The sequence below is a fragment of the Bacteroides sp. L10-4 genome (genome assembly GCF_013373675.1).
Taxonomy (GTDB): domain Bacteria; phylum Bacteroidota; class Bacteroidia; order Bacteroidales; family Bacteroidaceae; genus Bacteroides; species Bacteroides muris.
In genome coordinates, this window is the sequence record NZ_JABXJH010000027.1 from 1 (window position 1) to 15521 (window position 15521).

The 15521-nt window shown below is 48.0% G+C and carries 10 protein-coding genes and 1 pseudogene; all 11 read left to right on the top strand.

Features of this window, described 5'->3' with window-relative positions; genetic code table 11:
- Positions 1 to 127: pseudogene (locus tag HU824_RS10215) on the top strand (IS4 family transposase); the annotation flags it as partial.
- 128 nt (positions 128 to 255) lie between these two features.
- A complete protein-coding gene (locus HU824_RS10220) occupies positions 256 to 816 on the top strand; it encodes an RNA polymerase sigma factor (protein WP_176468758.1) in 561 nt (186 codons plus the stop codon).
- A gap of 161 nt (positions 817 to 977) precedes the next feature.
- Complete coding sequence (locus tag HU824_RS10225; protein ID WP_176468759.1) at positions 978 to 2057, top strand: FecR family protein; 1080 nt, start codon at positions 978 to 980, stop codon at positions 2055 to 2057.
- Between the two features lie 285 nt (positions 2058 to 2342).
- A complete protein-coding gene (locus HU824_RS10230) occupies positions 2343 to 5624 on the top strand; it encodes a TonB-dependent receptor (RefSeq protein WP_176468760.1) in 3282 nt (1093 codons plus the stop codon).
- An 11-nt stretch (positions 5625 to 5635) separates the two neighbouring features.
- Positions 5636 to 7375, top strand: a complete 1740-nt coding sequence (locus tag HU824_RS10235) for a RagB/SusD family nutrient uptake outer membrane protein (RefSeq protein ID WP_176468761.1) — start codon at positions 5636 to 5638, stop codon at positions 7373 to 7375.
- A gap of 148 nt (positions 7376 to 7523) precedes the next feature.
- Positions 7524 to 9719 (top strand): beta-N-acetylglucosaminidase domain-containing protein, encoded by a 2196-nt coding sequence (locus tag HU824_RS10240; protein WP_176468762.1) that lies wholly within the window; start codon positions 7524 to 7526, stop codon positions 9717 to 9719.
- Between the two features lie 27 nt (positions 9720 to 9746).
- Positions 9747 to 10787: an MBL fold metallo-hydrolase gene (locus tag HU824_RS10245; RefSeq protein ID WP_176468763.1), complete on the top strand. Its 1041-nt coding sequence runs from the start codon at positions 9747 to 9749 to the stop codon at positions 10785 to 10787.
- Positions 10788 to 10830: 43 nt separating this feature from the next.
- Complete coding sequence (locus tag HU824_RS10250; protein ID WP_176468764.1) at positions 10831 to 13128, top strand: glycoside hydrolase family 3 protein; 2298 nt, start codon at positions 10831 to 10833, stop codon at positions 13126 to 13128.
- A gap of 322 nt (positions 13129 to 13450) precedes the next feature.
- Positions 13451 to 13891 (top strand): DUF6078 family protein, encoded by a 441-nt coding sequence (locus tag HU824_RS10255; protein WP_176468765.1) that lies wholly within the window; start codon positions 13451 to 13453, stop codon positions 13889 to 13891.
- A gap of 351 nt (positions 13892 to 14242) precedes the next feature.
- Entirely contained in the window at positions 14243 to 14854 is a 612-nt protein-coding gene (locus HU824_RS10260) for a DJ-1/PfpI family protein (protein ID WP_176468766.1), read from the top strand.
- Positions 14855 to 14924: 70 nt separating this feature from the next.
- A complete protein-coding gene (locus HU824_RS10265; protein WP_176468767.1) occupies positions 14925 to 15506 on the top strand; it encodes a hypothetical protein in 582 nt (193 codons plus the stop codon).
- Positions 15507 to 15521: the final 15 nt, after the last annotated feature.

Genomic DNA, 15521 nt, shown 5'->3' on the forward strand with positions numbered 1-15521 from the left:
GATTCTGAAACATGGAAGAAAGGCAAAGTCGCTTGTCAAATATGGATTGGAAGAGATTTCGACCATACTTATGCGTCCGACTTATACCCCAAAATTCGATGTTTTCAAATTTTTGTCATGTACTTAAGATATTATTAATTAATATTGATTACATTTGTAACGTTTTATAATAGTTCATTAATAGTTAATAATTGAAAGATATGTTCTGCACATCTCTTTCAATTATTTAGAAACGATTATCCACCTTAAATCAAAATGTATCACCAAGGAGATAGGATAATATGGGAACTCTGCCTGAAAGGAGATCGTAATGCTTTTGAAGCCTTGTATCGAAAGTACTACCCTATATTATATAATTATGGAAAACTATATACCCAAGATGCGGACATCGTAAAAAACTGCCTGCAAGATTTTTTTTTGAAACTGATTTCCAACTATGCCAACCTATCACAACCTATTTCCATACATGCCTATTTAATGAAAGCCTTCCGCCACACCTTGTACAACAAATTAAGGTCGGAACAAGCACGCTACGACATCCAGACCAGCTATACCGACAGTGCATTTAGCATCAAAGCAGAACAAATCATAGACGAAGAAGATTACTCACCAAGAAACAGACTCATCTGTCATGCCTTGAAAACACTGTCTTCCAAACAACAGGAAATTCTATACCTATATTATATAAGAGAGCTAAGCCATGAGGAAATAGCCGAGTTATTGAACATCAACTACCAATCCAGTAAAAATCTACTCTTCAGGTCAATTAGCAAATTAAGAGAAATGCTCCTCCCTACGGAGAATGTCCGGAAATAAAAACATCCGCCTACGCTTCTCCTATTTACCACAAATCAACAACCACAGACAGTCTTCTCCGGAGGTTGTACCAACAAAAACATCTTTTATTGAAAAAAAACAGAAAAACATGAGTACCAAAAACCATTGTAAACTGTAATATCTACAAAAGCAATATACGAATGGTCAAGAACAACATACGAAAAACACAGTTTGAAAGTGAAATGAAGGATTTTATTTCACTTATAAAAAAGCATGAACAAATCTCAGACAAGGAAATAGAAGATTCATGGGATAACATCCGGCAAAACCTACCCTTCTCTTTCTCCCCCAAAAAGAGAAGAGTAAAAGCCATTTTCCGGTATCTGCTTGCAGGATGTTCGGTCGCCGCCTCCATAGCCATCATTTGTATCACTTCCATAAACAAAAACACCGGTTGCAAAGAATCCCAGTTCCTTACCGAACTAGCGGCTCCGGTTCCGGTCGGCAATCAAGTACAGCTGGTGTTTTCCGACAACCGGCAAATAGAATTGGAGAACAACTCCAACATCAATTACGATGAATCCGGCTGTGTCACCGTAAACAATGAATCGCTCCAAGCACCCGAATCCGCAGAAACCGAAGAGCAGAAATTCAATCAGGTTATCGTACCGAAAGGAAAACGCACCCATCTCGTCTTGTCAGACGGTACGAAGATTTACGTGAACTCTGCCAGCCGTATCATATACCCAACGGTTTTCGCTACCGACAAGCGGATGATAGCTATAGAAGGAGAAGCCTACCTGGAAGTGGCACACAACGCCAAAAAGCCTTTCATCGTAAAGACCAAAGGCATAGATGTCAGGGTGTTAGGCACATCTTTCAACATAAATGCTTATGAACAAGACAATATCTCGGTGGTATTGGTAGAAGGACAGGTAGAGATCAACCCGGACAAAAAGACAAAAATGCTGCTGGAGCCCTCGCAAATGGCTTGTCTGGAAAACGGAATCCTGCGGAAAAAGGAGCAAGTGAACACCTTAAAATACACCTGCTGGAAAGATAATATCATGCTGCTGGAGAAGGAAAAGGTAGCGGAAGTATTGGACAAGGTAGCGCGATATTATGATGTCTCCATCCAATACGATAAAGATGCAGCTTCCCGAAGACTATCAGGAAAACTCAACCTTTGCGATTCCATTGAAAGTGTGCTTGACATCATAAAGGTTTCCGCCTCCCTGCAGATGGAGAAGACCGGAGACAACAAGTACCGATTTTATTAAAAGAGATAGATTCCCAAGTATTAACGAATAAAAACAGATTGCCTATGAAAATATGAAAACAATAAGCCAAAAAGGGTCGGATGACAGTTGGCGCTTCAATCCGGACCCTTCAAAAGATAATCCTTAATATAGTTCTAAGAATTTGACTACAAAAGTATGAAAAAAAATATTGCAACTAATCGGAATAGGAATTATTACATAAAATTAGCATGTTTATTGCTTTTTTCAGTACAGTTTTCCACCCTGAACACATCTGCTCTAGCCTCCTCCCATGCAGACAAAGAGATGCTGACGATTCTATTACAAGACAAGACTCTGAAGGAAGTATTTTCATATATTGAAAAGCACAGCAGCTATATCTTTATATATGAAGAGGCCGTCAACCTTGAAAAGAAAGTCAGCGTAAACTTCTCGGCCAAACCTGTGGACGAAATCATAAAAGAAGTTTTCTCCGCAAACGGACTCTCCTACACAATAAAAGGAAGACAGATCATCATAAAAACGAAAAATGAGCACCAACCGTCGGCACCTGCCACCGCACAAACCACCCTCACTGTCCGGGGTAATGTGAAAGATCATACGGGCACGCCGCTTGCAGGTGTAAACGTCATCGTCAAAGGCACAACAAGAGGAACCATTACCGACATCGAGGGTAACTTTGAGCTGCCCAACATAGCCAAAGGCTCTATCATACAGTTTGCCTATATTGGCTACAAGAGTCAGGAAGTGGGGGCTCAGGAAAATATGTCAATCGTCTTAAATGAAGACAACGAGTTGCTGGACGAGGTAGTCGTCGTGGGTTATGGAACCCAAAAGAAAGTCAACATGACAGGAGCAGTCTCTTCTGTAAAGTCTGATGCTTTGGAGAATCGTCCCATGAACAACGCAACCAATGCATTGGCCGGTCTGGCCGCCGGTTTGTCCGTCACCAACACGGGAGGAAGCACACCCGGCTGGGAAAGTCCCACTATCCGAATCCGCGGTCAAGGTACGTTGAACAATTCCGATCCGCTTGTTGTCATCGACGGTATGACCGGAGGCAGCATCAGCGACATCAATCCACAAGACATCGAGTCCATCTCCATTCTGAAAGATGCCGCATCATCGTCCATATACGGTTCGCGTGCCGCCAATGGGGTCATCTTAATCACTACCAAAAAAGGTACGGAAGGCTCTTCAAGAATTACATATAGCGGCAATGTGTCGTTTGAAAAAGTGGCCAAACGCCTGAACCTCGTGACAAACTATGCCGATTTCATGGAAATTCAGAATGCCGGTCTGATAGCCAACGGACAAGCTGCCCGCTTCTCGCAAGGCAAGATAGACGAATGGCGCAACGACGCAGGCAAGAACCCTACCATATATCCCAATACCGACTGGCAAGACCATATATACCGTAAAGTTTCTGTTGTCCAAACCCACAACATTACGGCGAATGGCGGTTCAAAAACAGCCCGTTACAATCTCTCTTTCGGATACGTCAACAATCCAGGTATGATATATCATACAAATTACAAGCGCTACCAGATGCGCGCCAATGTAGATGTCAACATCAAGCCTTGGCTGACCGTAGGTACCAATGCATACGGATATGTGGACTATAACAATCCTTCGGCAAGCACAGCTGCATCCGGCGGAGACGTAATCTGGGGTTACGGAGCATTCAATACCGTACCGGGCATGACGTTGTATGACCCCGAAACCGGCCTATATGGAGGCATTCAGAACCCGGAAGAGGAAAATATCAGCAATGCAAATCCATATCGTCGGATGTGGTTCTATAAAGAAGAATTCCCTACCATCACCCGCCGCACCGTAGCAAAGATGTACGGACGTATCACCCCTGTCAAAGGATTGACGATTGACGCCTCTTATACTTACAATGCTTGGGACCGCCGTATGGAACACCATCTGACCGACCGTGACTTGTTCCGCTTTACAAAAGACGGTCCCATTCTGCTCCGTGCAGGAGATGTCCGGACGTATATCAGAAGATATAATTACCGTAACGATTTCCGTTCGTCGGACGTGACGGCCCGCTATGAATTCAAGATTGACAAGCTCGATGCTTCGGTAATGGCCGGTGCCAGCCAGGAGTACAACAAATACGACAATGATTATTACCTGAAATACGATCTCGTCGACGAATCATTGACTGCCCTGGATGCAGCTTCCACACTGGGACGCATCACCGGCAACTATAACGAATGGGCCATGCGTTCCTATTTCGGCCGCATCAACCTAGTGTGGGACGACAAGTATATGTTGGAAGCCAACCTGCGCGCCGACGGCTCTTCACGCTTTGCACCCAACAAACGGTGGGGATATTTCCCCTCGGTATCGGCCGGTTGGCGCATCTCCCAGGAGAAGTTCATGGAGCCTTATCAGAACTGGCTCAACTCCCTGAAGCTTCGCGCATCCTACGGTTCATTGGGTAATAACGCAGCATCCAACAACTATATGTACCAAACTCTGTATGCCACCACCAACTATGTACTGGGCAACACCATCACCGGAGGGTTTTCGCAGACAACCCTCTCCAATTCCCAACTGACTTGGGAAAGTACATATGTAACGAATGTCGGCATCGACTATGGTTTCTTGAACAACCGGCTGACCGGTTCATTCGAATGGTTCAACAGAGACACCAAGGGCATCTTGATTTCACTTCCCGTACCTTTGGAGCATGGCACCTCTTCCGTTCCCAACCAGAATGCCGGTGAAGTAAACAACCGTGGTTTTGACTTTGACATCAACTGGAGCGACAAAATCAGCAAAGTGACCTACTCCGTAGGTTTCAATATGGGCTTCGTCAGCAACAAAGTGACGAAATTCCAAGGCGATGTCGCTTCCATCAGCGGAGTCCACAAGATTCAGGAAGGGAAACCCATCAACCAATACTACGTGCTGAAAGTAGACCGCATTGTTCGCGACCAGGCAGACTTGGATTATGTAGAGAACCTGGTAAAGAAGAATCCGAAATATTTCGCTACCTATCAACGTCCCGAACTGGGTGACTTCTTGTTTGCCGACACCAACAACGACGGTAACCTGGATGCTGACGACCGCGTAGAGATAGGCCACGGTGACAGTCCGAGACTGACATACGGTGCCAACTTCAGCCTGAAATGGAACAATTTCGACTTCAGCATGCTTCTTCAAGGCGTGGGCGACTACGACGTCTATTATAACAACCAAGCCTTCCGGTTTACCACTGTCATGGGTAACTCACTCATCAAAGATATAACGGACAACGCCTGGACAAAGGAAAATCCTTATAAATCCAAATATCCGATATTGCGTAACAGTGCAAACAACAAGAACGATATGGCCAGCGACGCTTTCATTCACAATGCGGCCTACCTCCGTTGCAAAAACATTCAGTTGGGTTACACAGTTCCTGAGAAGATCTCACAAAAATTCTTTGTAAAAAACCTGAAAATCTACACCAGCATCGACAATCTGTTTACCATTACCAGCTTCCCGGGATTGGATCCTGAAGTCGCAGCAACCGTAGGTTATCCTGCTGTCCGTCAATATTCCATAGGTCTCAATGTTTCATTCTAAAGCAAAATACGATGAAAGTTAAACATATACTATCCGCTTTTTTAGGCTTTGCCCTCTTGTTAAGCAGTTGTGAAAGTCTGGACTATACACGTCCCGACCAGTTGTCAAACACAACTTTCTGGAAAACAGAACTTCACGCCAAGCAGGCGGCTGTCGGCCTATACCAGGCTATGATGCAACCATGGTGTTTCGGGTTGGAGTTTGCCTTCGACATGTGTACCGACTTGGCCGACGGAACCAATCCCTTTGCCGACATTTCGCGAGGAACCTCTTTCGCTTCTACCAGTGGAGCCGTACAAAATCATTGGCAGTATCTTTACGAACTGGTCCATCGTTCAAACACCGTAATCCGTAATGTTTCGACCATGGATATCGACCAAACCAAGATCGACCCGATAATCGGTGAAGCCAAGTTCCTTCGCGCCATGGCCTACTTCCGCATGCTCAACTGTTGGGGAGGAGTGCCTTATTATGACGAAACCTGCATTATCGAAGAAGAATTCGCCACGGTGACCAGTCCGCGGAGTTCCGCCGAAGACATCCGCAAACATATCATCGACGACCTGACCGACGCCATCGCCAAGCTGCCGATCAGCTGGGAAACTGGAGATTACGGCCGTGCCACCAAGGGAGCGGCGTATGCACTTCGTGGCAAAGTCTACCTCTTCAACAAAGAATGGACAAAAGCCGTTTCCGATTTTGAAGAAATCGTGTACAACAAGACCAACGATTACGGCTACGAGTTGCACCCCAACTACGAAAACCTATTCCGGCTCTATAACGGCGCACGAAGCAAAGAGATGATTTTCGCCATCCAATCCATTGACGGTAATGTCGCAGGCTATGCCTTGAATATCGTTGGCTATTTTGGCAACAAAGCCACTATGCGACTCATTGCCAGCAACTGCATCGTGCCTTCTACCAAATTGGTCGATTTGTATGAGAAACCCAACGGACAGAAGTTCGACTGGGACGAGGTGTTCCCCGGATTCAACAACGGAACTTCACAGTTCCGCCGCAAATGTCTGGCGGTTGCCATCAACGATGCCAGTACGGAAATCATCAGTACGCTGGACTGCGACGTAGAAAAAGTAACCGCCGCCTATAATGACCGCGACCCGCGCTTGTGCTGGAACGTGATTACTCCATTCTCTCATTACCTAGGTACCGATGCCGGTTCTAATCCGAGAGATAAACAATTCGTTATCGTAGATCCTACCAAAGGCGGCGCACCTATGGAAGCGCAGTCCTTTATCCGCAACTCGGAAGGCTGGAATTCATACTTCTGGCGCAAATGGATTCCCGAAGGCAACATGGACGGTTATTGGGGAGAATACAACCGTACTCCCTACGAATTCCCGTTGATTCGCTTGGGCGACGTCATCCTGATGCTTGCCGAAGCCTACAACGAACTGGGTGAAACTGATAAGGCGATTGCCGAAGTCAACAAGATTCGTGCCCGTGTCCGCATGCCGGAACTGAACTCCGGTCCGGCTTGGATGGCCGTTGGCAGTAAAGACGAAACAACCCAACGCATCCGCGACGAACGAGCCCGCGAACTGGCAGGTGAAGGCCAACGCTACTGGGATCTCCGCCGTTGGGGGCTGCTCGAATCTACGGTTAAGAATGCTACCGACATCCTTGGTGACTTGATGTACGAACGCGTATACCAGCCACGACACGAAATCTGGCCCATACCGTTTGTAGAGATGGAACGCAATCCTAACCTGACCCAGAACGAGGATTGGTAACCTTGGCGTAAACATATATCTTCAGGAGAACAGGCTTGTATGAAAAAGCCAAGCCTGTTCCTGCTTTCTTCTATAAGAAACGATATGAAAGCAGACGATTCCTGCCAGTAATATAGATGCTTTTCCCACCGCCTTTAATCAACAGAATATGAATAGAACCATAAGATTATGTATATCGTGTGTTTTCCCCATGGCGCTGATTCTCGGAGGATGTGACCAAGGAAATCCCCCCAAAGAGGTGAATGTCTACCCGACTCCCCAGGAAATGGACGTATCTGACAAGTGGATAAAGATACCGGAAGAAGGATACCGGATAGAGAGCACGGAAACACCTGACACGGATGCAATGAACTTGTTGAAGCAATCCGTACCCATAGCAGAACAAGCCCAACAAGCAATCACTATCGGAAAACTGGATAAAGCAACCGATGAAATGCAACGTTCGGGCGCTTATACCCTAACAGTCAACAGTAACGGCATCCATATCGGAATCTATGACGACCGTTCCCTTTTCTATGCTGTCCAAACCTTTCGGCAACTAATCCTGGAAGGAAAGAAACTTCCGGTCTGCCTGATACGGGACTATCCCGACATAGCCTTCAGAGGAGTGGTGGAGGGCTTTTACGGTACTCCCTGGTCCTTTGAGAACAGGGTAGAACAACTGAGATTCTATGGCCGCATGAAAATGAATACCTACATATTCGGCCCCAAAGACGACCCCTACCATCGCTCCCCCTCATGGCGTATACCCTATCCGGAAGAACAAGCGGACAACATCCGCAGGCTGGTAATAGAAGCCCGGAAAAATAAAGTGGACTTTGTCTGGGCACTACATCCCGGAATGGATATCCGCTGGAACGACGCAGACCGGCAGGCCGCCATACAAAAGCTGGAGAGCATGTACGGCCTTGGAGTAAGGGCATTTGCCGTCTTCTTCGATGACATCGAAGGAGAGGGAACGGATGCATACAAGCAAGCCGCCTTCATGAACCACCTCAAGAAGGAGTTCGTAGACAAGAAAGGAGACATCCAACAGCTCATCCTATGTCCGACCGAATACAACAAGGACTGGGCAAAAACCGATTACCTGGATATTCTGGGTAAACTACTCGACCCTTTCATCCATATCATGTGGACCGGTGACAAGGTCGTGAGCGACATCACATGCGAAGGACTCCAGTGGGTCAACAGACGAATCGGACGTCCCTGCTACGTCTGGTGGAATTTCCCGGTAAATGACTACTGCCTGGCTCATCTGCTGATGGGGCCGGTGCATGGTCTGGAGAAGAATACGACCACAGACATGCACGCCTTCGTCTCCAATCCGATGGAATTTGCAGAAGCAAGCAAAGTAGCGCTTTGGAGCATATCCCAGTTCACTTGGAACATGAATGGATTCAATCCGGAGGAAGCCTGGTACAAAGCATGTGAGGCACTTGTTCCGGAAGCTCCCGATGCATTCCGGCTCTTCTGCGAACATAACGCAGACATCGGTCCCAACACATGGATGTTCTTCAGAAAAGAGTCTTTCAATTCCGACAAGTTACTCACCCGGTTCTGGCAATCCTTAGCTGCCGGAACATATCTGGAGAAAGAAGCCGCCGAAATCATAAACATGTTTGCTCAGATAAGAAAAGCTCCTGAAACTATCAGAAGCAGTTCTGCAAACGAGCAGCTGATAAAAGAAATCGGCCCTTGGCTGACGCAAACGGCCAATGTGGGAGAAGCCGGTGTGGAAGCCATGAAAATGCTGGAACTTGCCCAAAAGAAAGATACGGAAAACTGCCGCGAAGCCTACCGTAAAACCCGGGAAGCTCTGGAAACGACAGCTGTTTTCAGCCGCCCTTACCGCCGTGGAGAGCAGGATGGCATCCGAAGCGGCTCCCAAGTATTGTTACCTTTCATCCGCAACATCGTGCAACATGTGGAAAACACCCTGCTCACCGACGAAAAACCGAAAGAGAAAGCGGAAGTACTGGCAGGTTCGCAAGCTTTCGACGAACTGTCTTGTTTCTGCGAGGATGATATGGTAGGATTAACGCCCCATTTCCCATTGGTGACAATAGCTCCCGGAGAATACTTCGGTTTCCGTATCGAAGAGAGCAAGCAACCAGTCGCACTGGTCTACGATTTGCGTAAAAGCAAATCCAAAGGACGCCAGTTCCAAGGGTCTATCGACGGAAAAGTATGGTTTCCACTACGGCAAACCGGAAAAGACCGCCTGGATACCCTCCGCATCCACGAGCCACAGACCCGATACATCCGCTGCCTCAACAAGTCGCAAACAGAAATGTCCATAGGAATCGGACGGTTCCTCGTTCTCACAGAGCCTGTCGCACCATAAAACAATCTTCAACAATCCATTTACATCATGAAAAAGAATTTTATACTTCACTTATTTATAGGAGGACTATGTATCCTCTTACTGACACCCCAAAGCACCTATGCCCAAAAAAAGGATGGGATAGAAAGAAGCGCCTTTTGGGGGAATTCCGAGAAATACCTGAACAGACAAGCTTTCAAGATGTTTGACCTGATAGACCAGGCCTTGACTGAGAATCCTCCGGTGACAGGTGCCCCAATGAACCGGAAACTGGCTCTCTATAACTTGGACGCCATGCTTCATGAGACCAAATATGACAATGGAGAACCCCTTGGCAACTTCATCGCTTCACGGATGGATAAAGTCATAACCGACCTTTCCAGTCCGGTGAAGAAAGGAATGAAGGTGTACAAGATATACAATGAGGGAATCGTAGCCCGCACTGCCTCGGTCACCTTGGCCTTCGACCTTGCCAGAGGATGGTGCCAAGGAAAAACTCTGCTACCCGATGCCTTGGTACAACAGATTGTAGACCGATGCGACATTCTGTTCCTCACCCATAACCACGGCGACCATGTAGACCCGGTTGTTGTGGACATGTTCCTGAAGGCCGGCAAGCCGGTGGTAGCGCCGACAAACATATTGCCGGACAAAAAGGAAATCTTGCATGAACGTTCCCATGAAATGATTGACAAGAAAATAGAGCTAAGCGACAACAGACACATCTGCGTAAAGATATTCCCCGGCAACCAAGACAACCTGATGAATAACATCTACGTAGTTACCACTGCCGAGAAAAAGACCATTGCCCATGTGGGCGACCAATACAACAAAGAGGACATGGAATGGATTGTCAACATCAAACAACACATTCCCCGACCGGACGCACTGGTTGTGAACTGCTGGACTCACCGGATGAACGACTTAGTGAACGGCTTCAATCCCAAACTGGTAGTTACCGGACATGAAAACGAAATGGGGCACACGATTGACCATCGCGAGGCTTTCTGGCTCACTTTCGAGAAGATGGAGAAAATCAGCAAAGACTACACAGTCATGGGATGGGGCGAATGGTTCCACTGCCGCTGATGCACAACCAATAATTTAAATCATACTTAAACAGGCACTTGCAATGAAAATAAAGACAATACTGACAGGATTGGCAACTACTGCCGCTATCCTCGCTGCTTCCACCCATGTGGATGCCAGGAATCCGAAACTAAGAGCAAACAATATCGACGCAATCATCAAGACCATGACTCTGGAAGAGAAAGTCGATTTGATAGTGGGATCCCGCATGTACCATCAAGACCCTGACGCAGCCCCTCACATCAAAGAGTCCTGGAAGGTTATTCCCGGTGCGGCGGGACGCATCAACCCGGTTCCTCGCGTGGGCATCCCTTGTGTGGTTCTTTCAGACGGTCCTGCCGGATGCGGAATCTTGCCGGTGGAAGGAGAAGAGAATTACTTCTGCACCCATTTCCCCATTGAAACGCTACTGGCCTCTACATGGGATGTGGATTTGGTAAGGAATGTGGGACAAGTCATCGGCAACGAAGCCAAGGAATATGGTGTCGACGTATTGCTGGCTCCGGCCATCAACATTCACCGCCATCCGCTGTGCGGCCGCAATTTCGAGTACTTCAGTGAAGACCCGTTGCTGACCGGCAAGATGGCCGTGGCCTATGTAGACGGCGTACAGAGCAATGACATAGGAACTTCCGTAAAGCATTTCGCCGTCAACAACCAAGAGACCAACCGCATGAACAACAGCGCGATTGTCTCTCCGCGCGCCTTACGTGAAATCTACCTGAAAGCTTTCGAGATAGTAGTGAAAGAGAGCCAGCCCTGGACCATCATGAGCTCGTACAACCGCATCAACGATGTATACACCTCCGAAAGCCCGGAACTGCTCACCACCATCCTGCGTGAAGAATGGGGATATAAAGGCACCGTAATGACCGACTGGTGGGGAGGAGCCGACGGAGCCGCCCAAATGATTGCAGGCAACGACATGCTGGAACCGGGCACCAAGGAACAAGCCGCCCACATCATTGAAGGGGTGAAAAACGGTACACTCGACGAAGCCGTAGTGGACCGCAACGTGCGCCGCATCCTCGAGCTGGTAGTCAAGACTCCCCGTTTCAAAGGATACAAATACAGCAACAATCCCGACATGAAGGCCCATGCCTCCGTTACCCGGCAATCGGCAACCGAAGGCATGGTATTGCTGAAGAACGACAACCGGGCACTGCCCTTGTCTTCGCAAGACAAAAACATTGCCTTGTTCGGTGTGGTTTCCTACAACTTCTTCTCGGGAGGTACCGGCTCCGGTGATATCAACCGTCCCTACGTAGTATCGCTGCTGGACGGACTGAAAAACCAGAACATCACCGTGGATGAGAACATCAAAGCTCTCTATCAGGCCCACAACAAGCCACAAGAGCAAGGAGAGCAGAAACGTATCGGTGAAATGCCGATGGACACTGCCATCATCAAGTATGCCGCAAGAAGCAACGACATGGCCATCATCACGCTGGGCCGCATCTCGGGTGAGTATGTCGACCGGGGCTCTTCCGACTTCTTCTTGTCGGAGACGGAACGTGAATTGGTGAAGAATGTAACCCGTATCTTCCATGCGGCCAACAAGAAGGTAGTAGTGGTGCTCAACGTGGGCGGTGTCATCGAAACCGACAGTTGGAAGGATATGCCCGATGCCATCCTGCTCTCCTGGCAGGCCGGACAAGAGGGAGGAAACTCCGTAGCCGATATACTGACCGGGCATGCCAATCCATCCGGCAAGCTTCCTATGACTTTTCCGGTTACGCTGAGCGACCATTGCAGTTCGCTGAACTTCCCGATAGACCAGAAGATTGACCGCCGGTGGTCCGTAAAGACCGGATTGACGCACAAAGTGAAAAACGTGGATTATACGCTTTACGATGAAGGCATTTATGTGGGCTACCGATGGTTCGACACGCAAAAACTGCAGGTAAGTTACCCGTTCGGCTATGGTCTGAGCTATACGACCTTCGAATATGGAAAACCTTCGGTAGAGAACAGCCAAGGGGAAGTGACTATCCGGGTGTCCGTAAAGAACACGGGCGGGAAAGCCGGCAAAGAAGCAGTGCAGCTTTATGTGGAAGCACCTGCCGGCAAGCTGGACAAGCCTGTCCACGAGCTCAAGGCATTCGGCAAGACCCGCCTGCTGAAACCCGGCGAAAGCCAAGTCGTCACACTTACCGTTCATACGGATGACTTAGCCTCATTCGACGAAGAACAGAATGCATGGGTCACAGACGGCGGCAAATACAAGTTTGTGGTGGCTGCATCGTCACGCGACTTGCGAGGCAGTGTCACTGCCGATGTCTCTCCTTCCGTCCGCAAGGTGAACGACGTGCTCCGGATGCCTGCCGCATTCAAGAAATAGCTACAGCCTCCCTCTGATTCACAGTAGGAGTTACCGGGAGTCGGCAGGAGTCATCGGTGGTGCACAACCATACCATCGAACTTTGACTCCTGCCGGCTCCCTACCATGAACAGAACAGATTGACAACTTGTCAAATTCAGAGTCACAACAATCCTCCACATCCTTCATCTTCTTCTGAAACACGTTGTTCATCGGCATTCCCGGTGAAACTTCCTTCCCTCTTGCCGGCCGATGGTGAAGGAGGTTTTCGAGATAAAACAAATATCAGGCAAAGTTTCTTCAAACTAATTGTACCTTTGCAGGACTTTAAAACAGAAAGATAATGAAAGAAGAAACCTTCGATTATTCCAAAGTCCCCCATAACTTCGGCTTATGCGCCACTGACACATGCCCCCATGCCGACACCTGCCTGCGCCGGATTGCATATACACATGCTCCCTCAAACACCATCTTCCTATATGTACTGAATCCGAAAGCAATGGAGACTACAGCGGGAAAATGCAGATATTATTGCCCGAACAAGAAAGTGCGCTATGCCAAAGGCTTTATCCACACGGCGGAAGCCATCTCTGTCGGCCAGTCCGCCGCGTTCCGCTACCGGCTCATCGGCTTATGGGGCATACGAAGATATTATCAGAAGCGGAAAGGGGAAACCCTGCTCTCGCCTGAAGAACAGCAGCAAGTCATTGCAATTGCCCGTAACTTAGGACTCCAACGGACGGAGTACTTCGATGCTTATGTAGAAGAGTACGACTTCACATGATAACTCCGGTCACCCCAAACGGCAGCTTCGTTTACACTACGAGGTAAAAGGCGTTACACTATAAGGTAACGACCGTTACAATACAGGGTAAAGGCCGTTACATCCTATGGTAAACAATTTACCTCCGAAGGCAAACAGCCGGTAAATGCAACACGCTGATTATCGCGCGCTTTAATTCAAAAAAAACAAAAAGGCCCCCATGCACCCGCAAAGGGAAAACACGGGAATGAAAATGTAAAGCCGATTTTCTCAGGAAATAGACAGAGAGAGTCATCATGAGACAAGCAATTCTCGGAGCTTTTTATTAATTTTGCAATCAAATTAAAGTAGTTTTAATCACATCATAAGTATATGAGCAACGAAATCATGTATGTCCTATTGCCGGACTATGCCGCACACGAAGCTGTGTATCTTTCACAAGCCATCGCCTCCGATGAATTTGCCCTGAAAGAAAATCCGAAGTATGTCAATAAAACTGTAGCTCCGACACTGGAGCCGGTCAAATCCATAGGCGGCTTCCGCACCCTGCCCGATTATTCGTTTGAAACGATGCCCGACGACTATGCGGCATTGGTACTGATCGGCGGTTTCGGATGGAGCACACCCGTTGCCGAACAAGTTGTGCCGATTGTGCGGCAAGCCATCGGGAAAGGCAAGATTGTAGGCGCCATCTGCAACGGGGCCTCGTTCTTGGCAAAACACGGATTCCTCAATGCCGCCCGACATACCGGCAACGGCCCGGAACAACTGAAACTTTGGGGTGGCGACAATTACACCTATCCTGACGGATATATCCATGCCCAAGCTGTCAGCGACAAGAATATCGTGACAGCAAACGGCTCTGCAACGCTTGAATTTGCAAGAGAGCTGCTTTTGTTGCTCGAAAACGACACGCCGGAACGTATTGAAATGTACTATCAGTTCAACAAGCAGGGCTTCTGCACTCTTTTCGACAATCAATAGTTATGAATAATGCCTTCAGGTAACCGACAATGCACATAAAATATCTGAATCGATATAAAAATAAAGTATTATGAGTATGGAACATAAGGCGTTTGTGTTCGACACAGAGAAATTCCACGCTGAGATAGAACCGGTCATGAAAGACAGCATCAAGAACACCGAGGTGGCACATCAGTATATTTGCAATCACCTCGACGAGTTGCAATCACCTTACACCGGCGATGCGCTGGACGAGGACTGGGAAGAGGAGTTCGGCGAACTTACACTTCAGGTCTATTTCGACATCCTGCTCACGGCCTGCTATGATGCGGAGGATGACCGTGGCCTGGGCGAAATGTGGGATGCCGTGAATGAAGTGATTAAAGAACTCGATGTGTTCGAAGAGGGTGAACTTCCCGTCACAGGCTGGACAGTGGAGATTGATGACGTTATCGTAGACCCCGGCATGGAAGGTCTGGGCATTATAGATTGCGACGAAGTGGAGGAGATTCTGGAAACATTGAAGGAGAACAGAGACGAAGCGGAAAATGCCGAACCCGAAGATCTGCTGTACGAAGCCGAACCGGAGGAATGGATGGAAGCCTACGACGACCTTTGTAACCTCTATGAAGAGGCTCTCCGGCAAAAGAAAGGACTGCTCCTCACCTTCTGACCCCACAGAGAAAAG